At 62.3% G+C, this 18657-nt stretch carries 19 protein-coding genes; 16 read left to right on the plus strand and 3 right to left on the minus strand.

All coding sequences use genetic code 11. The features are described from left to right. Positions 1-59: 59 nt before the first annotated feature. Entirely contained in the window at positions 60-857 is a 798-nt protein-coding gene (locus O9X62_RS09430; protein WP_269532563.1) for a D-hexose-6-phosphate mutarotase, read from the minus strand. A gap of 298 nt (positions 858-1155) precedes the next feature. On the opposite strand from O9X62_RS09430, the gene O9X62_RS09435 reads away from it, so the two are divergent. Next, positions 1156-2331: a hypothetical protein gene (locus O9X62_RS09435; protein ID WP_269532564.1), complete on the plus strand. Its 1176-nt coding sequence runs from the start codon at positions 1156-1158 to the stop codon at positions 2329-2331. A gap of 117 nt (positions 2332-2448) precedes the next feature. On the opposite strand, the gene O9X62_RS09440 is transcribed toward O9X62_RS09435, so the two are convergent. Next, entirely contained in the window at positions 2449-3333 is an 885-nt protein-coding gene (locus O9X62_RS09440; RefSeq protein WP_269532565.1) for a DMT family transporter, read from the minus strand. Positions 3334-3502: 169 nt separating this feature from the next. Beyond that, on the minus strand, positions 3503-4531 hold the full coding sequence (locus O9X62_RS09445) for an MBL fold metallo-hydrolase (protein ID WP_269532566.1): 1029 nt from the start codon (positions 4529-4531) through the stop codon (positions 3503-3505). Positions 4532-4623: 92 nt separating this feature from the next. On the opposite strand from O9X62_RS09445, the gene O9X62_RS09450 reads away from it, so the two are divergent. From O9X62_RS09450 to O9X62_RS09520, 15 genes are all read left to right on the plus strand, one after another. Beyond that, complete coding sequence (locus O9X62_RS09450) at positions 4624-5016, plus strand: MerR family DNA-binding transcriptional regulator (RefSeq protein ID WP_269532568.1); 393 nt, start codon at positions 4624-4626, stop codon at positions 5014-5016. Between the two features lie 168 nt (positions 5017-5184). Then, complete coding sequence (locus O9X62_RS09455; RefSeq protein WP_269532569.1) at positions 5185-6351, plus strand: isovaleryl-CoA dehydrogenase; 1167 nt, start codon at positions 5185-5187, stop codon at positions 6349-6351. Positions 6352-6419: 68 nt separating this feature from the next. After that, positions 6420-7190, plus strand: a complete 771-nt coding sequence (locus O9X62_RS09460) for an ABC transporter substrate-binding protein (RefSeq protein ID WP_269532570.1) — start codon at positions 6420-6422, stop codon at positions 7188-7190. A 26-nt stretch (positions 7191-7216) separates the two neighbouring features. Continuing rightward, positions 7217-8398, plus strand: a complete 1182-nt coding sequence (locus O9X62_RS09465; protein WP_269532572.1) for an acetyl-CoA C-acyltransferase — start codon at positions 7217-7219, stop codon at positions 8396-8398. A 34-nt stretch (positions 8399-8432) separates the two neighbouring features. Next, positions 8433-9197, plus strand: a complete 765-nt coding sequence (locus O9X62_RS09470) for an ABC transporter substrate-binding protein (protein WP_269532573.1) — start codon at positions 8433-8435, stop codon at positions 9195-9197. After that, complete coding sequence (locus O9X62_RS09475) at positions 9194-9655, plus strand: MaoC family dehydratase (RefSeq protein WP_269532574.1); 462 nt, start codon at positions 9194-9196, stop codon at positions 9653-9655. Before O9X62_RS09470 ends, O9X62_RS09475 begins: the two co-directional genes overlap by 4 nt. 57 nt (positions 9656-9712) lie before the next feature. Next, complete coding sequence (locus O9X62_RS09480; RefSeq protein WP_269532575.1) at positions 9713-10852, plus strand: acyl-CoA dehydrogenase family protein; 1140 nt, start codon at positions 9713-9715, stop codon at positions 10850-10852. A 206-nt stretch (positions 10853-11058) separates the two neighbouring features. Beyond that, complete coding sequence (locus O9X62_RS09485) at positions 11059-11568, plus strand: GNAT family N-acetyltransferase (protein ID WP_269532576.1); 510 nt, start codon at positions 11059-11061, stop codon at positions 11566-11568. Next, positions 11568-11903: an antibiotic biosynthesis monooxygenase gene (locus O9X62_RS09490; protein WP_269532577.1), complete on the plus strand. Its 336-nt coding sequence runs from the start codon at positions 11568-11570 to the stop codon at positions 11901-11903. The genes O9X62_RS09485 and O9X62_RS09490 overlap by 1 nt, the downstream gene beginning before the upstream one ends. Before the next feature lie 69 nt (positions 11904-11972). Then, on the plus strand, positions 11973-12323 hold the full coding sequence (locus O9X62_RS09495; protein WP_269532578.1) for a cupin domain-containing protein: 351 nt from the start codon (positions 11973-11975) through the stop codon (positions 12321-12323). Between the two features lie 229 nt (positions 12324-12552). Continuing rightward, positions 12553-14160 carry a carboxyl transferase domain-containing protein gene (locus O9X62_RS09500; RefSeq protein ID WP_269532579.1) on the plus strand — a complete coding sequence of 536 codons (1608 nt, stop codon included), beginning with the start codon at positions 12553-12555 and terminating at the stop codon, positions 14158-14160. Between the two features lie 8 nt (positions 14161-14168). After that, positions 14169-14843 carry a fused MFS/spermidine synthase gene (locus O9X62_RS09505; protein WP_269532580.1) on the plus strand — a complete coding sequence of 225 codons (675 nt, stop codon included), beginning with the start codon at positions 14169-14171 and terminating at the stop codon, positions 14841-14843. After that, a complete protein-coding gene (locus O9X62_RS09510) occupies positions 14836-15714 on the plus strand; it encodes a spermidine synthase (protein WP_269532581.1) in 879 nt (292 codons plus the stop codon). Before O9X62_RS09505 ends, O9X62_RS09510 begins: the two co-directional genes overlap by 8 nt. A 19-nt stretch (positions 15715-15733) precedes the next feature. Continuing rightward, positions 15734-16522: an enoyl-CoA hydratase-related protein gene (locus tag O9X62_RS09515; protein ID WP_269532582.1), complete on the plus strand. Its 789-nt coding sequence runs from the start codon at positions 15734-15736 to the stop codon at positions 16520-16522. A gap of 108 nt (positions 16523-16630) precedes the next feature. Beyond that, positions 16631-18640, plus strand: coding sequence for an acetyl/propionyl/methylcrotonyl-CoA carboxylase subunit alpha (locus O9X62_RS09520; protein ID WP_269532583.1), 2010 nt, complete (start codon positions 16631-16633; stop codon positions 18638-18640). Positions 18641-18657 lie beyond the last annotated feature (17 nt).

The raw sequence follows: 18657 nt of genomic DNA on the forward strand, positions 1-18657 counted from the left end.
CCCACCAGTCTAGAGCGTGTTACCCGGCTTGGCACGATGACATCGCCAATCGGCGCAGATCAGGTCTGCCGGAGCGGCTCGACCGACAGCCACATCTCGCCGCGATACCAGGCACCAGGTGCCAATGTCACCGCCGCGCTGCCCACATTGCCGCGCTCGACACACAGATAGCCAGGCCAGCTGGTGCCAATATCGGGAATCTGTTCGCCGCCCTTGCCGGGGTTCCAGATCACGGCACTGGGCATATTGCGGGTCTCGATCAGGATGGTGTGCGTCGGCGTCTTCAGGCTGAGTCGCGGTTCGGCCTGGTCGAACAACGCATCGATGGGTCGATCGGTCCTCACCGCACCCGACTGCACCTGGTCGGCATGACCGACTTCGCGGCGCAGGTGGCCATCCAGCCCCGTCACCTCGCATGCCCGGCAATCCCCCACCGGAAAATAGGTATGCAGGGCATGGGTGAAGGTAAGCGGATGATCATCGCGGTTACCTACCTCGAACACAAACCGCAGGGCCTGATCCAGTTCGATGCGCAGCCTTGCCAAAAAGGCATGGGGCCACAGCGCTCTGCCCGCCTCATCGTCTTGCAGCGTGAATACCGCATGGCTGGCAGACTGTTCGATCAGATCCCAGTGCCGATTGCGCGCAAAGCCGTGTGAGGGCAAGCCATCGGGATGCTTGCCGAACCAGGGAAAACACAGCGGCACCCCACCCCGTATCACCTGGTCCGTTTCGGGCCGCGCAAATGGCGACAACCAGAGCAACGGCACGCCGTCGATCACGGCATCCAGCGCCTGGGCGCCATGACGGGTGAGGGTGGCGTGGCCGTGCGGCGAGGTCAGGCGGACAGAATCCATGAGCGGGCCACTTCGGATTGGATGAAATGAACCCGATTCTCGCATGCTTGCCGGCCGTAATCCCGCGCCCGGGATTACAAGCCAGATAGAGACCAGTTGGCCCGCCTTGACGACACCAGGCAACGACTTGCGTTTCCTGTGACGCCATCAGAGACTGGCGTCGCCCATCCATCGCCGCCCTTAGCGACTGCCCGACTGAGGCCCTTGACACCCCGGCGGCTACGCACCGCAAACGGTGCCTTCCTCATGGCATCCATAACTGCCTTTGATGCTTGTACAAGCCCTAGTGAAACCCACCATGAATACGCGCTCGCTCTACATCTACCCTTGGGATATTGCCGGTCGGGACCTCAGTGCCCTCACTAGCGAAGTAAACGCACTGGGCATCAACACCCTGACACTCGCCACGGCCTACCATGCTGGCAAGTTCATCCGCCCGCCACGCGCAGGCCAGGTGGGTGGCCGCGTCGTGTTCCCCGAAGATGGTGCGCTGTATTTCGAGCCTCAGACCAGACGGTATGGCGCCATCGCCGCACACCCGCACAGCGACCCGGCGCTGCGCCGTGTGGCGTACGAACTGGCAGAGCGCGGCGAGCTGGGCCTTTCCGCCTGGACAGTGATGTTCCACAACAGCCGCCTGGGTACTGAGCACCCCGAGTTCGTGACCCGCAATGCTTGGGGCGATGGCTATGTCTATGCGCTTTGCCCGATGCACCCGGCCGTGTACGACTACGGCCTGACCCTCGCGACCGATATCGCCAGTGCCCTGCCCTGGCAAAGCCTCTCGCTCGAAAGCCCCGGCTGGGCGCCGTTCGGTCACGGCTATCACCACGAAGTCGCGCAGGTTCGCAGCAATGTGTGGATGGATACGATGCTGGGCCTATGCTTTTGCAGCGCCTGCCAGAGCGCTGCCAAGACGCAGGGCATCGATGCCCGGGCACTGGCAGCGCGCGTACGCCAGCGGGTCGATGGCTATCTCTCGGCCCATGTGGATGCCGCGCCCGATCAGGCCGGTGCCTGGCTCGCGGCCGATTTGTACGAGGATGCCGATCTGGCCGCCTATCTGCGCATGAGGCAGGCGCACGTAACCCGGCTCGTCGCCACCATCCGCGCCAACGTGGCCAGCAATATCAAGTTGTATGTAATCCCCACGACCCAGCGGCCCACGGCACAGACATGGCTAGAAGGCAGTGATCTGGCTGCCTTGGCGCAGGTGTGCGATGGCGTGGAAGTACCGTTCTATGAACCCAATGCCGAGCGCGTGATCGCCGACGGTGTGGACACGATCCGCCGCGTTGGTGACGTGAAGAAGGTACGCGCGATCCTGCGCCCCGGCGTGCCCGATCTGGGGGATGGTAGCCAGATCGGCGCCGCGCAAGCCGGCTTGCAGCGGCTGGGCGTGCAGGATTTTGGCTATTACAACTACGGCATGCTGCGGCCCACGGCACTGGCGGCGATCAAGTCACTGGCCTGAGCGTAGACAGGTAGGGTGCAATAAGGCCAAAGGCCGAATTGCACCAATACCGGAGATCGTGGTGGCGCAATGCGCTGCGCTTATTGCACCCTACGCTTTCTCTCGCGGGCGGGTGCGTCAACTACGGTTGGTCAGCCAAACCCCGCCCACCACCATCACCCCACCCAGCAAGGCTGGCAAGGTCAGCGACTCGCCCAGCAGCACCACGCTGGCAATCACCGCAAACACCGGCACCAGATTGGTGAACACAATCGTCTTGGCGGCCCCGATGGCCTTGATGCCATCGTTGTACCAGATGAAACCCGCGGCAGTCGCCAAGACCCCCAGGTACAGGACGCCAAGCCACTGAGTCAGATCCAGCGCCAAGGGTGAATTCAGCTCGCCACGCATCAACGCCACGGCACCGAGCATGGCGCAGCCGATCAGCGAGGCCCACGCCGTGGCGGCCAAGCTGCTCAGATGCTGCATGGCCCGCCGACCAAACAGGGTGTAGGCCACCCAGCTGACGCAGCACCCCAGAATCAGCAGCTCGCCATGACCCACACCATGGCGGGCGACGGCCGCGAAATCGCCTTGCGTGATCACGGTGATAGCCCCTACCAGCGATAACCCCACCCCCAGCCAGCGCCGCGGTCCCAGTACCTGTCGCAAAATCAGGGAGGACACGATAGCCACCAGTATCGGGTTCAGTGCCACCAGCAGCGCTGCACGGCTGGCCGTGATTTCGGCCAGACCGGCAAAGAAGAAGATGTTGTAAGCAAACACACCCGTGAGTGCGAGCGCACTGGCCCAGAGCCACTGATGCCGATTCGGCCAGGCAAATTCGTTGCGCTGCCAGAGCAAGACAAACAGGCAGATCGAGGCTGCCACAAAGCGCCAGAACGCCACCGACAAGGGTGGCATGGCCTGCGCCAGCACACGGCCGACAATGAAAGTGCCGCCCCAGATCGCCATGGTGGCGACGAGCTTAAAATAGAAAGTGGCGCTGGTATTCGTAGACATTATTCAGTGCAGATAACGAGCCTAAGCGAGGCTCCCTCGCGGCGGCGAGGGCGGGGGGGAGTGGGATCAAACAGCTAAGCCGTTGCTGGAAACCCAGCGACTGTAGAGCGCCCGGGTTTCCCGGGCGTACCTGCAATGGTTGGGTAGCCTACCATCTCAACACCGGCTACTAGGCTTTGCAGAATCGGTAAACACCCAGCGCATCGCGCTCGCGTACCAGCTCGCCGCGATGCCACAGGTAGTTGAGGTGGGCGATGCACTCGGCCATGGCGAACATGGTCTGGTACAGATCGAACATACGGCCGAACAGCACCGGCATCAGCTCGAAAGCCGACTGCGGCGTGCTGGCCGCGGTCAGCAAGGCATCCAACCGCTCGGTGTGATGCGCCTTGAGCATTTCCACACGCGGATGGATGCCGCGAAAAGGACGACCATGCGAGGGCAGCACCAGCGTGTAGGCTGGCAGTGGCAAGAAGCGGTCCAGCGAGGCCAGAAAATGTCCCAGCGGATCACCATCGGGATCGGCCGCCCAGGCACCCACGTTGGTTGAGATTTTCGGCAACAACATATCACCCGAAATCAGCACGCCCCGCTCCTCGCAGTACAAAGCCATGTGCTCGGGCGAATGGCCGTAACCGGGAATGCAACGCCAGCGCGCACCACCCAGCGTGATCTGATCATCCGCGATCAGGCGATGAAAGCCTGGTGGCAGCTGCTTCACACCCCAGTGATAGGTATTGCCACGCTGGGTGAACTGATCGAGCTTGTCCTGTGGCAGACCATGGCGCGCAAAGTGGGCATTGAACGAGGGCACATCAAAACCCGGCAGGTCATGCCATACCGATTTCGCCAGCAGGTATTCACCCAAGCTGATATGGAACGGCGCCTCGAACTGCTTGCACAGCCAAGCGGCCAGTCCAATATGGTCGGGGTGATAGTGCGTGGCCACATGGCGCAGGATAGGTTTACCTGCCATCGGCCCGGCAAACACCTGCTGCCAGGCGGCACGGGTGTCGTCGCTATCGTAACCCGCATCCACCACCGTCCAGCCGCCATCTTCCTTGATCAGCCACAAATTGATGTGATTGAGCGCGAATGGCAGTGGCATCTTCAGCCAGAAAATACCGTCAGCCACCGGCAAGGCCTCGCCCACGGCAGGCGTTTGCTCAAGCAGCGGATAAGCAAGGCGATGCGGCATGACAACTCCGGATGAACTGAGGGTGTGATTATGACAGTGTGCCTACCCTCTGCTATCTTCCGCGGGCAGATATAAAACCGGTGCCGCTCACGATGACTGACGACCAGACCTACACAATCACCGATCTCGCCCGCGAGTTCGACCTTACCCCGCGTGCGATCCGCCACTACGAGCACGAAGGCCTGCTGGCCCCGGGCCGGCAAGGCCGCAACCGCGTGTTTACGCGTGCCGACCGCACCCGGCTGATGCTGGTCTTGCGCGGCAAGCGTCTGGGCTTTTCGCTGCAGGAGACACGCGAGCTGTTCGAGTTGTATGACGCGGCCCACGACGAGCGCGCCCAGCTGGTCAAGCTGATGGAGTTTCTGCGTCCCAAGCGCGAGGCCATCGAGCAGCAGCGCCGGGATATCGATGCCGTACTCAGCGAAATGGACAAGCTGGAACAAGACTGTGCCAGCATTCTGGCAGAGGCCGGCGCAACATCCTGAATTCTTGGTTGCGGGTTCGATTGACGTTAACGTCAACGTAACTTACAGTATCGAGCAATTGCTCGGCCGTTTGTCGCGCCTGTCGTAACCGTCGTGCCGGGGCACTAAAACACAGAGAGCGCGTCGGCTCATCCGGCTTTCCGCCTTGTCACTTTCAGGAGTTTCGCCATGCACATCCCCTCCCTCAACTTTGGTCTGGGTGAAGACATCGACATGCTGCGCGAGGCAGTGCAAGGCTTCGTGGCTGCCGAGCTGGCACCGATCGCCGCCAAGGTCGATGAGGACAATCTGTTCCCGGCAGACATGTGGCGCAAGTTTGGCGATATGGGCCTGCTGGGCCTGACGGTCGAGGAGGAATACGGCGGCAGCAATATGGGTTACCTGGCCCATATCGTGGCCATGGAAGAAATCTCCCGCGCCTCGGCATCGGTGGGCCTGAGCTACGGCGCGCACTCGAACCTGTGCGTGAATCAGATCCGCAAAAACGGTACCGAAGACCAGAAGCGCCGCTTCCTGCCCAAGCTGATCTCGGGCGAGCATGTGGGCGCGCTGGCCATGAGCGAGCCGAATGCCGGTTCCGATGTGGTGAGCATGAAGCTGCGCGCCGACAAAAAGGGCGACAAGTACATCCTCAACGGCAGCAAGATGTGGATCACCAACGGCGGCGATGCCGATGTGCTGGTTGTCTATGCCAAGACCGATGTCAATGCCGGCAGCAAGGGCATGACCGCCTTCATCATCGAGCCCAAGCTGTCCAAGGGCTTCAGCGCCGGGAGCAAGCTCGACAAGCTGGGCATGCGTGGCTCCAACACCTTCCCGCTGTTCTTTGATGATGTGGAAGTCCCGGCAGAAAACATCCTTGGCGCAGAAGGCCGTGGCGTCAACGTGCTGATGAGCGGTCTCGACTACGAGCGTGCCGTGCTCGCTGGTGGCCCTCTGGGCATCATGGCCGCGGCCATGGACGCCGTGGTGCCCTATGTGCACGAGCGCAAGCAATTCGGCCAGGCCATTGGCGAGTTCCAGCTCATGCAGGGCAAGGTAGCCGACATGTACGCCACCTGGAGCGCCACCCGCGCCTATGTGTATGCCGTAGGCCGCGCACTGGATCGTGGCGAAACCACGCGCAAGGATGCCGCCGGCGCGATTCTGTACGCCGCAGAAAAAGCCACCTGGATGGCTGGCGAAGCGATCCAGACGCTGGGCGGCAATGGCTATATCCGCGAATACCCGGTCGAGCGCCTGTGGCGTGATGCCAAGCTGTATGAGATTGGCGCTGGCACCAGCGAAATCCGCCGCATGCTGATTGGCCGCGAGCTGTTCAACGAAACCCGCTGATCGGCTGCCCCGGTTCGCACACGACCGCCTACACTGCTACAGGCCATATCGCACCGGAGCCCGCCTGCATGCTGACGCGTCGCCAACTCATGTATCGCCTGCCTGCCGTGGGGCTGGGTGCCAGCCTGCTACCAGCACAGGCTGCCATCCTGTTCCGGCTGGCGTACTTCGAGACTTACAGCCCGATCAGTTTTCGGGATGGGAGTCAGATGAGCGGCATCCTGGTCGATATTTTCGACGCTGTGCTCAAGCGCCGGCTGGGCATGACACTGGATCACGAGGGCTACCCTTGGGCTCGCGCACAGACCCTGGTGCAATCCGGCGAGGCCGATGCGATGTGTACCGTGGCCACACAAGCACGGTTGGACTACGCACAAGCCTCCCGCGAATCGGTACTGACCATGCCGATCCGCCTGTTCGCGCCGGTGGACAGCCCCTTGCTCCCCAAGCTGGCGACCATTCGCAGCATGGAGGAATTACGCCAGCTCAACCCCAGCGTGTTGTCCTATATCGGCAATGGCTGGGCCAAGGAAAAGCTCGCCGGCATGCGGGTGGACTGGGGCGGTACCTTTGCCGAATCCGTACGCAAGCTGATTGCCGGCAGAGGGGATGTGATGGTCGAGAACGTCGTATCGATGCAGTACACGCTGCGCAGCATGGACGGCCAGCAGCGCGTCCGCATGCTGAGCCATACGCTGGAAAGCAGTGATTTTCATCTGCTGATCAACCGCGCCTCTCCGCATGTGTCGGCCCTGCCCGCCATCGACGAGGCCCTGCGCAAGTTCAAGCGGGAACCCGCTTACAACAAGATTTTCGAGCGCTACGGCATCAAGCTGTAGCGTGATCTCCACACAGGAAAACCATCATGTCCGACGCCATCGTCATCGTCTCCGCCGCCCGCACCCCCATGGGGGGATTGCAAGGTGATTTCGCCAGCCTCAAGGCCGGCCAGCTCGGCGCCGTCGCCATCAAGGCCGCGCTCGAACGCGCCAGCGTGGCGCCGGATCAGGTCGACGAAGTCATCATGGGCGTGGTGCTGCCTGCCGGCCAAGGCCAGGCACCGGCGCGTCAGGCCTCGATCGGTGCAGGGATTCCGATGTCGGTCGGTTGCACCACCATCAACAAGATGTGCGGCTCCGGCATGAAGGCCATCATGTTCGCGCACGACATGCTCAAGGCCGGCAACAACACGGTGATGGTGGCTGGCGGCATGGAAAGCATGACCAACGCCCCTTACTTGCTGACCAAGGCACGAGGCGGCTACCGCCTTGGCCATGGCGAGATCAAGGACCATATGTTCCTGGATGGCCTTGAAGATGCATACGAAAACGGCAGCCTGATGGGCGTGTTCGCCGAGCGCTGCGCCGAGAAGTACACGTTCACCCGCGAAGCCCAGGACGAATTCGCCCTGCGCTCGCTTACCCGCGCGCAAACCGCCATCAAGGAAGGCTGGTTCCGCGACGAAATCACTCCGGTCACCGTGGCAGGTCGCAAGGGCGATGTGCTGATCGAGATCGATGAGCAGCCCGGCAAAGCCATGCCGGAAAAGATCCCCACGCTCAAGCCCGCCTTCAAGAAAGACGGCTCCGTCACCGCCGCCAACTCCAGTTCGATTTCCGATGGCGCCGCTGCCGTGGTGATGATGCGCGAAGCCGACGCTGCCAAGCGCGGCCTCAAGCCACTGGCCCGCATTGTCGGCCATGCCAGCTTTGCCCAGGAGCCGGGCGGGTTCACCACCGCGCCCGTCGGCGCCATGAAGTCGCTGTTCGAGAAGACCGGCTGGAGCGCCGACTCGGTCGATCTCTACGAAATCAACGAGGCCTTTGCCGTGGTCACCATGGCCGCCATGGTTGAACTGAACCTGCCGGCCGACAAGGTCAACATCCACGGCGGCGCCTGTGCGCTGGGCCACCCGGTGGGGGCGTCTGGCGCACGCATCGTGGCTACCCTGATCCACGCGCTCAAGCGCATCGGCAAGACCCGCGGCGTGGCCAGCCTGTGTATTGGCGGCGGTGAAGCCACGGCCATTGCCATTGAGCTTTGCTGATACCACCCGCACCCGAACCCACCAGGAATCGCCCATGCACAATGCGCTCCGCCTAAGCCTGCTAGGCTGCCTGACCGCTGCCACGGTAGCGGCAGAGGTGCGTATTGTCCTGTGTGAGTGCGATTCCCCCCCCTTGATGGAGTTTGCGGCCCGGCATGAACCCAGCGGCGGGTTGATCAAGGAAATATCGGACCTGATCGTTCATCAGATGCACGACACGCCGCAGTACGAAGTGCTCTCGCGCAAGCGTATTGATCTGGCACTGGCCAAGGGCGAGGCTGACATGGTCTGCTTCTCCAATCCCGCGTGGACCAGTCTGAGCGCCAGATTGCAATGGAGCACCGAGATCATGCCGCAGGTTGAAAAAGTCCTGCTGGATGCACAACGGGCAGCCCAGACGCAATCGGTGAACGACCTGCGCGGCATGCGGATCGGCCTGATCCATGGCTTCCACTATCCCGCGCTGGATCCGTTGATCCAGTCTGGCCAGATCAAGCCGGTCTACGAGCGCGATCCCCAGTCCAACTTCCGACTGCTGGAACATGGACTGGTGGATGGCGTCGTCAGCTCCGATCTGCAGCACAGTCATTACTTGCGGACGCGCACGGGCGGCCGGGCACTCGGCTTGTCCACACTGACGGTCAGCACCACGCCCACGCATTGCGCTGTGCCCAAAGCCAGCGCCCTGCCCATGGACAAAGTCAACACCGCCATCCAGCAACTCAAACAGCAGGGCGCTTTCGACAAGCTGCTGCAGCGCTATCGGGCCCTGCCTACCCCAACCTCAGGCAAGCCATGACCCTGTATTTTGAAGACCTGACCCCCGGCCGCGTATTCAAGGCCGGCCCGGTGTCCGTTGATGCCACCGAAGTCCATGACTTTGCCTTGCGTTACGACCCGCAACCCTTCCACCTGGATGCCGCAGCAGGTGAAGCCAGCGTATTCGGTGGTCTGGTCGCCAGTGGCTGGCAAACCGCCGCCTACAGCATGCGCATGCTGGCGGCGAGCGAGCTGAACACCATTGCGAATGGCTTGGTCGGCTTGCAGATCGACAAAATGATGTGGCATCAACCGGTCAAACCGGGCGACATCCTGACCGCCGAATTCGACGTGATGGGCCGCAAACACTCACGCTCCAAGCCCGGCTTTGGCGTGGTGCAGCTCGCGTGGCGTACCTTCAACCAGCGTGGCGATCTGGTCATGAGCCTGGAAAACGCCATCTGGGTAGCCACGCGCGATAGCGCTGCCGCTGCCTAGCCTGCACACCGATACCTACCAGTCCGTGCCCCAGCACACCCGAACGAGATTCAATCCATGATCCTCAGCGACGAACACCAGATGATCCTCGACAGCGTGCGTGCCTTCGCACGCGAGCGCCTCTGGCCTACCGCCGGCCTGCGCGACGAAACCTACGCGTTTCCGCACGACGAGCTGGCCGAGGCCGCCGAACTGGGCTTGCTGGGCCTGACTGTACCTGCCGACTACAACGGCGCGGGGCTCGATTACCTGGCCGCCGCGATTGCCATTGAGGAACTCGCCGCTGGCGATGGCGCGTTCTCGACCATCGTGTCCGTCCACAACTCCGTCGGCTGCGGGCCAATTCTCGCCTTCGGTACCGATGCGCAGAAGGATCGCTACCTCAAGCAGCTCGCCTCCGGCGCCTGGTTGGGCAGTTTTTGCCTCACCGAACCGCATGTCGGTTCAGATGCCAGCGCCATAAAGACCCGCGCGGTACGCGATGGCGATCACTGGGTACTCAACGGCGCAAAGCAATTCATCACCAACGGCAAGAACAGCCAGCTATCCATCGTGATTGCCGTCACCGATCCGGCCGCTGGCAAGAAAGGCCTCAGCGCCTTCATCGTACCCACCGAGACACCGGGCTACACCGTCGCGCATGTCGAAAAGAAACTGGGGCAGGCCGCATCGGATACCTGCGCCATCGTGTTCGACAACTGCCGAATTCCCGCTGCCGACCTGCTGGGGGCTGAAGGCGAAGGCTACAAGGTCGCGCTATCGAGCCTCGAATCCGGTCGCATCGGCATTGCCGCGCAGGCACTGGGCATGGCACGTTCGGCCTACGAGTGCGCGCTGCGTTACAGCAAGGACCGCATCAGCTTCGGCAAGCCGATTTTCGAGCATCAGGCAGTGAACTTTCGCCTCGCCGACATGGCCACACAGCTGGAGGCCGCCCGCCAATTGATCTGGCACGCCGCCAGCCTCAAGGACGCGGGCAAGCCCTGCCTCAAGGAGGCGAGCATGGCCAAGCTGTTCGCCAGCGAGATGGCCGAACGCGTGTGTTCGGATGCGATCCAGATTCACGGCGGCTATGGTTACCTTACCGACTTCCCGGTCGAGCGCATCTACCGCGATGTGCGCGTCTGCCAGATCTACGAAGGCACCAGCGACATCCAGCGCATCGTGATCGGCCGGGCGATTGGCAGCGAAATGTGAGAGCGCGTGTCGTATCGCGTAGGGCGCAATAAGGCATAGCCGCATTGCACCGGCAGCAGTGGTTCAATGGCAATGACACGGTGCAATGCGCTGCGCTTATTTCACCCTCCTGGGTGCTTGAGCCGCCACAGCACCCAAGCACCCGGCTCGGCCGGGTGAAGCGATACCAGCTGATCAATATCAGCGGGAAGAAAGAGAACAGATCAATGCAAGAGCAAATCCAGCGGATCAAGTCAGACCAGGCCGATGTACTGCGCGGCCTGCGACTTTCCGGTCTGCAAGATGCACCCGATGCCTTCGGTCGCCGCCTGGCCCAGGTCAGCGAACGCCCCATGACCTACTGGGAAGACCATGTCCGCCGCTATGCCGAAAGCGAGCACTCGGCCACCTTTGTGCTCTACCGCGCGGGCAAGCCTGTCGGCATGGCCGGGGCCTATCTGGAAGGCGGCCGACGCGATCACGCCTATATCTGCAATATGTGGGTCGACCCCGCCTTCCGGCGTGGTGGCGCCGGCGCACGGCTGGTAGATACGGCCAACCGCTGGCTCGCCGAGCAAGGTGTGGAACGCATCAACGCCTGGGTCGTGGAAACCAATGAACCCGCCCAGCGTTTCTACGAGAATCTGGGTTTCATCGCCCTCGATCACCGTCGCCTGATGCCGGGCAATCCCGATATCGAGGAAATCCTCATGGTCTTCGATACGGCCCTGCTCTGATGTTCGCAACAACGCCACCTGCGCCCTATTACGCCGTGATCTTTACTTCGCTGCGTACCGATAACAACGATGGTTACGGTGATGCGGCAACGCGCATGGTGGAACTGGCCGCAGGCCAACCGGGCTTTCTGGGCGTGGAATCGGCGCGAGGTGTAGACGGCCTGGGTATTACCGTGTCGTACTGGGCCAGCGAGGAAGCCATTGCCCACTGGAAGCGCGATGCCGAACACACCTTGGCACGCGAGCGTGGGCGCAAGGACTGGTACGCGGCTTATGAAACCCGCGTCGCCAAGGTGGAGCGGGCTTACAGTTTCCGCAAAGCCGATGCCGCATAAGCGCGACTTCCATCGCGCTCTACACAGATCAACGATAACGCAGCACACAAGAACACCCGGAGACACACGATGCAGATTTTCCAGCTCGACAGCCTGAAGCAAGATCGCCAGACCATCGGCTCCCCCTACCGTGAATTCCTGCGCGTGGCCGATATGAGCGCCGGGCTGTATCACCTCGAACCCGGCAATCCCGACCCCCAAGGTGCGCATGCCGAAGACGTGCTGTTCTACGTGATGGCCGGTGCCGCCACCTTGCAGGTGGGCGATGACACGGTCGAAGTCAGCGCCGGCAGCGTGGTCCATATCCCTAAGCGCGTTGCACCACGCTTTACGGCCGTGCATGCCGCGATTGATGTGCTGGTGGTGTTCTCGCCGGCAGAATCGGCCCCCACTTTGCCTGAGCATATGACAGCGGGTTGAGGCATTACTCCCTCTCCCACTGGCGGAGTCCACGTTGGACGGTGCGTGGGGAGAGGGCCGGGGTGAGGGAGCGGTGGTGGCATCAATCGCTAACGCCCTGAACAGGCGACGCTCCCTCATCGGTGCTGTCCCACGGGTCCCGGCAGGCAAAGCCTGCCACCGGTCGGGCACCCCAACCCCTCTCCCACAAGGGGAGGGGCTACTTACTAATTAAGCGTCGATATCAGCGATGAACATCCTCCCAAACACGATCAACCCCAAGTCCGAGCAATTCCAGATCAACCAGGCCGCCATGCAGGCGCTGGTTGATGATCTGCGCACCCAGGCCGCCAAGGTCGAGGCTGGCGGCGGTGAAGTCGCCCGCCAACGCCACACCGCGCGCGGCAAGCTGCTGCCGCGTGATCGCGTCGCACAGTTGCTCGATGTGGGCTCGCCCTTCCTCGAAATCGGCCAGCTCGCCGCCATTGGTCAGTACGACGATCAAGTACCCAGTGCAGGGCTGATTGCCGGCATCGGCCGCGTGTCGGGCGTGGAATGCATGATCATCGCCAACGATGCCACCGTAAAAGGCGGCACCTACTACCCGATCACGGTAAAGAAGCACCTGCGCGCGCAGGAAATCGCCATGAAGAACGGCCTGCCCTGCATTGCGCTGGTCGATAGCGGTGGCGCCAACCTGCCCAATCAGGACGAAGTCTTCCCCGATCGCGATCACTTCGGCCGCATTTTCTACAACCAGGCCAACCTCAGCGCCCAGGGCGTGCCGCAGATTGCCGCGGTGCTCGGTTCGTGCACGGCCGGTGGTGCCTATGTGCCGGCGATGAGCGATTACTCGGTCATCGTCAAAGGCCAGGGCACGATCTTCCTGGCCGGCCCCCCGCTGGTGAAGGCCGCGACCGGTGAGGTAGTGACCGCCGAAGAGCTGGGCGGTGCCGATGTGCACGCCAAGATCAGCGGCGTGGCCGATTACTACGCCCACAACGATGCCCACGCGCTCGACACGGTTCGCCGCATTGTCGCCAACCTCAACTGGCGCAAAGCAATGACGATCCAGACCAAACCGGTCGTCGCACCGCGTTATGACGCCAGCGAGCTGTACGGCATCGTCGGCGCTGATCTGAAAAAGCCCTTCGACATCCGCCAGGTCATTGCCCGCATCGTCGACGATTCGGCCTTCGATGAGTTCAAGGAAACCTACGGCGCCACGCTGGTCACCGGCTTTGCGCATATCTACGGCTACCCGGTCGGCATCATTGCCAACAACGGCGTGCTGTTCAGCGAATCGGCACAGAAGGGTGCGCACTTCATCGAACTGTGCAGCCAGCGCGGCATTCCGCTGATCTTCCTGCAGAACATCACCGGCTTCATGGTCGGCCGCAAGTACGAGGCCGAAGGCATTGCCAAGCACGGCGCCAAGATGGTCACCGCCGTGGCCACCAGCAAGGTGCCCAAGTTCACCGTGGTGGTCGGCGGCAGCTACGGCGCCGGTAACTACGGCATGTGCGGCCGTGCCTACGATCCGAACTTCATGTTCATGTGGCCCAACGCACGCATTGCCGTGATGGGTGGCGAGCAGGCCGCCGGTGTGCTGGCCCAGGTGCGCGAGGAAGCCCTGGCCAAAAAAGGCCAGCAACTGAGCGACGAAGAGCGCGAAGCGATCAAGAAGCCGCTGCGCGACCAGTTCGAAGCGCAGAGCCATCCTTACTACGCCACCAGCCGCCTCTGGGACGACGGTATCATCGACCCGCGCGACACCCGTCGCGTGTTGGGCCTGGCACTGTCGGCCAGCCTCAACCAACCCATCGCCGAAACCAAGTTCGGCGTATTCCGGATGTAATTTGACCCATGCACGCTGAATCGGAGTTCATGCGCCTTGCCCAGGCGCATCCCCTCAAGCATCCCAAGCTACGCCAGGCGCTGGTGTTCCTGCTGGCCGGCTGGTCGGGCTTTTACGTGATGGCCGTCGAGCTGCTGTCCGGCCGACTCATTGCGCCCACATTCGGCAACAGCATCTATGTGTGGGGCGGCATCATCACCGTGTTCATGCTGGCGCTGTCGCTGGGCTATCTGCTCGGCGGCCAGTTCAGCCTGCAACGTCCCAGTCTGCGCCGGTTGGGCGTCATCCTCATCGTCGCCGGCCTCTCCACGCTGCCGGTGGTGGCATTGGGCGACCCTATCCTCAACTGGCTGTTCGACCATATCGCCGACCCGCGCTACGGCACGCTGGCCGCATCGACCGCGCTGTTCTTCGTGCCCACCGTCATCTCGGGCATGGTGTCGCCCTATGCGATCCGCTTGTTGGTGCGCCAGCTGGCTCAGAGCGGCAAGTCGGCCGGGCGGCTGTATTTCGTGTCCACCTTCGGCAGTGCGGCCGGCACGCTGATGACCTCGTTCTACCTGGTGCTGTGGTTCGAGCTCACGCAGATCTATCTGGGCCTGATTGCGGTATCGGTATTGCTGGGCATTGCCGCCCTGCCCTTCGGTGAGGTGGTGCACGACAAGGAGGCGGGTCATGCTTGAACGCCTTATCCTGCTGGCGGGACTGACCTTGCTGACGCTGCCAGCCCAAGCCTCTCAGAAGGTGCTGCACACCGAGAAATCGCTGTATCGCAACATCATCGTTTATGAAGAAAACGGTACGCGCTGCATGCGCTTTGGCCGCGCCAACGGTAGCCGTCAGACCTGCTATGTGCTCAGACGCCCAGAGGAACTGGTGTTCGAATACACCCGCATGATGATGAGCGCGCTGTACCTGCAGCCCGCGCCCAAGAACATCCTCATCGTCGGCCTCGGTGGTGGCACGCTGCCGATGACGCTGCGCAAGCTACTGCCCGATGCCAGGATCGACGCCGTGGAAATCGACCCGGCAGTCAGCAAGATCGCCGTCCGCTTCTTCGGCCTGACGCCAGATGCCAAGCTGCAGGTCTTCGAGGAAGATGGCCGCGTCTTTGTCAAACGGCAGGCGCGAGCAGGGCGGAAGTACGATCTGGTGATGCTGGATGCGTTTGATCACGACTACATCCCCGAACACATGCTGACCCGCGAATTCCTGCAGGAAGTGAAGTCGCTGATGGCGCCGGGTGCCGTGCTGGCATCCAATACCTTCTCCAGCAGCAAGCTCTACAAATACGAATCCGCCACTTACGCCGCCGTGTTTGGCGAGTTCTACAACATCAAGAATGCCAGCCGGGTCGTACTCACTCGCTTGGGTGGCCTGCCCAAGCGATCAGAAATCGAGCGCAACGCGCGCCAGTTTGAAGATGCCTTCTGGCGCATGAAGATTGATTCGGACTGGCTGCTGGAACGCTTCCAGACCCAACGGGACTGGCCTGCAGATACCCGCGTCCTGACCGACCAGTACTCCCCGTCCAACCTGCTGAACGTGTCTTGACCCCACCCGGAGACAGATCATGAGCACACTACTGCACACAGAAACCAGCACCACGGGCATCGCCACACTTACCCTGGCCAATGCCGAACGACATAACGCTTTCGACGACACCCTGATTGTCGACCTGACGCGTGAACTCGAACGCCTCGATGCGGACCCGGCAGTGCGCGTAGTCGTGCTGGCGGCCGCTGGCAAGAGCTTCTCGGCCGGTGCCGACCTGGGCTGGATGAAGCGCATGGCCAGTTACTCCGAAGCCGAGAACCTGGCCGATGCCCAGAAGCTCGCCAAGCTGATGCATACACTCGACACCCTGAGCAAACCCACGGTCGCTGCCGTGCAAGGCCCGGCCTATGGTGGCGGCGTGGGCCTGGTTGCCTGCTGCGACATGGTGTTTGCCGCCCCCGAAGCCTTGTTCGCACTCACCGAGGTCAAACTCGGTCTGATTCCTGCCGTGATCTCGCCCTATGTGGTGCGCAAGATTGGCGCCAGCCATGCGCGCCGCTACTTTGTCTCGGCCGAGCGCTTTGATGTGCAGACCGCTCAGCGCATCGGCTTGGTCCACGACATCGCCCCACGCGACGAGGTGCTACCGCTGGCCCGAAGCTGGGCAGCCCAGTTGCTGATCAACGGTCCCGAATCCATGCGTGAGGCCAAGCGACTGGTCTTCGAGGTAGCCGATCGTCCCATCTGCAGCGAGCTGAACCAGCACTGCGCCGAGCGCATTGCCCGTCAGCGGGTCAGCCGGGAGGGCCAGGAAGGCCTGACCGCCTTCCTGGAAAAGCGCCCGCCCAACTGGGTCCGGCACTGATCCGTGCACTGCTTGTGACGCGTGGTGCCTGGACCTATCAGTCCGTCACTACCTTTTCAGCCCCTTATCCAGGGGTACTTCATCAGCCCAGAACCTGAGCCAGACCACATGTTCAACAAGATCCTCGTCGCCAACCGCGGTGAAATCGCCTGCCGCGTCATCGCCACCGCCCGCAAGCTCGGCATCAAGACCGTTGCTGTCTATTCCGACGCCGATGCCAACGCACGGCACGTGAAGCTGGCCGACGAAGCCATCCGTCTTGGCCCGCCCGCTCCACGCGAGTCGTACCTGAAGGCCGACCTGATTCTGGATATTGCCCGCCGCACCGGTGCGCAGGCCGTACACCCTGGCTACGGATTTCTCAGCGAGAACGAAGCCTTTGCCGACGCCTGCGTCGCAGCCGGCATCGCCTTCATCGGCCCGCCGTCCAGCGCGATTGCCGCCATGGGTTCCAAATCGGCCGCCAAGACGCTGATGGAAAGCGCCGGCGTGCCGCTGGTGCCCGGTTACCACGGCGACAATCAGGATGCCGACTTCCTCAAAGCCCAGGCCGATGCCATGGGCTACCCGGTGCTGATCAAAGCCAGCGCAGGTGGTGGCGGCAAGGGCATGAAGATCGTCGAATCCTCCAGCGACTTCGCCAGCCAGCTGGCTTCGGCCAAGCGTGAAGCCGCCGCCAGCTTTGGCGACGACAAGGTACTGGTCGAAAAGTACCTGACCAAGCCGCGCCATATTGAAATCCAGGTATTTGCCGATCAGATGGGCGAAACCGTCTACCTGTTCGAGCGCGATTGCTCGGTGCAACGCCGCCATCAAAAGGTGCTCGAAGAAGCCCCTGCACCGGGGCTGGACGAGGCAACGCGCAAGCAGATCGGCGAGGCCGCCGTGCGCGCCGCCAAGGCCGTGGGCTATGTGGGTGCCGGCACCGTCGAGTTCATCTTCGATGTGCTCACTGGCGCGTTCTACTTCATGGAAATGAACACGCGCCTGCAAGTGGAACACCCGGTGACCGAGATGATTACCGGCCTCGATCTGGTCGAATGGCAGTTGCGCGTCGCCAGTGGCGAGCCCTTGCCGCTCAAGCAGCACGAACTGCGCATCCACGGCCATGCGTTTGAAGCGCGTGTGTACGCCGAGGACCCGGCACGCGATTTCCTGCCGCAGATCGGCTCGCTGATCCATTTGCAGCAACCCGCCGAATCGCGCCATGTGCGTGTGGATACCGGCGTGGAAGCCGGCGACGAGATTTCGCCCTGGTACGACCCGATGATCGCCAAGCTGATCGTCTGGGATGAAAACCGCGACCGCGCGCTCGACCGTCTGGCCCAGGCACTGACGGAATACGAAGTCGTCGGCCTCAATACCAACCTCGACTTCCTCGGCGAACTCGCGCGCCACCCGGCCTTCCGCGCACAAGAACTCGATACCGGCTTCATCGGCCGCCACCGCGATGCACTGATTCCTGCGGCCAGCGCCGTCGATACCGAAACGCTAGCCCTTGCCGCACTGGCCGAACTGGCCTACGCCGAGCAACAAAGCACGCTGCAACGCCAGCGCTCCAACGACGCCGACTCGCCATGGTGGAGCAGCGATGGCTGGCGCCTGAACCAGGACAACCGTCACGCGCTGCATTTCCGGATTGGCGACACTGAACACGCCGTCATGGCGCACTACCGAGAGGGTGGATATTCGCTCGAAATCACCGATGCAAGCGGCACCCTGCAAACCTTGGACGCCAGCGGCCAGATCAGCCATCACCGCATCAACGCCACGATTGCCGGGCACCGTCTCAGCGCCAGCGTGGTACGCCACGCCGACCAACTCACGCTGATCCGCGACGGCCGCAATACCACGCTGACCCCGTTCAACCCGCTGCTCGCCGGCCTTGAAGCCGCCGACCAAGGTGGTGGCCTGACAGCACCGATGCCGGGCACCGTGGTGGCCGTGCATGTCGCCACCGGCGATGTCGTGGAAAAGGGCACGCCGCTGATGATTCTGGAAGCCATGAAGATGGAACACACCATCCTTGCACCGCACGCTGGCAAGGTTGCCGAGGTGTTCTTCAAGCAGGGTGAACAGGTACGGGAAGGCGCGGCACTGCTGGAAATCACAGCCTGAATGGATTGATGGGCCAG

This window comes from Chitinimonas sp. BJYL2, from assembly GCF_027257935.1.
Lineage (GTDB): Bacteria > Pseudomonadota > Gammaproteobacteria > Burkholderiales > Chitinimonadaceae > Chitinimonas.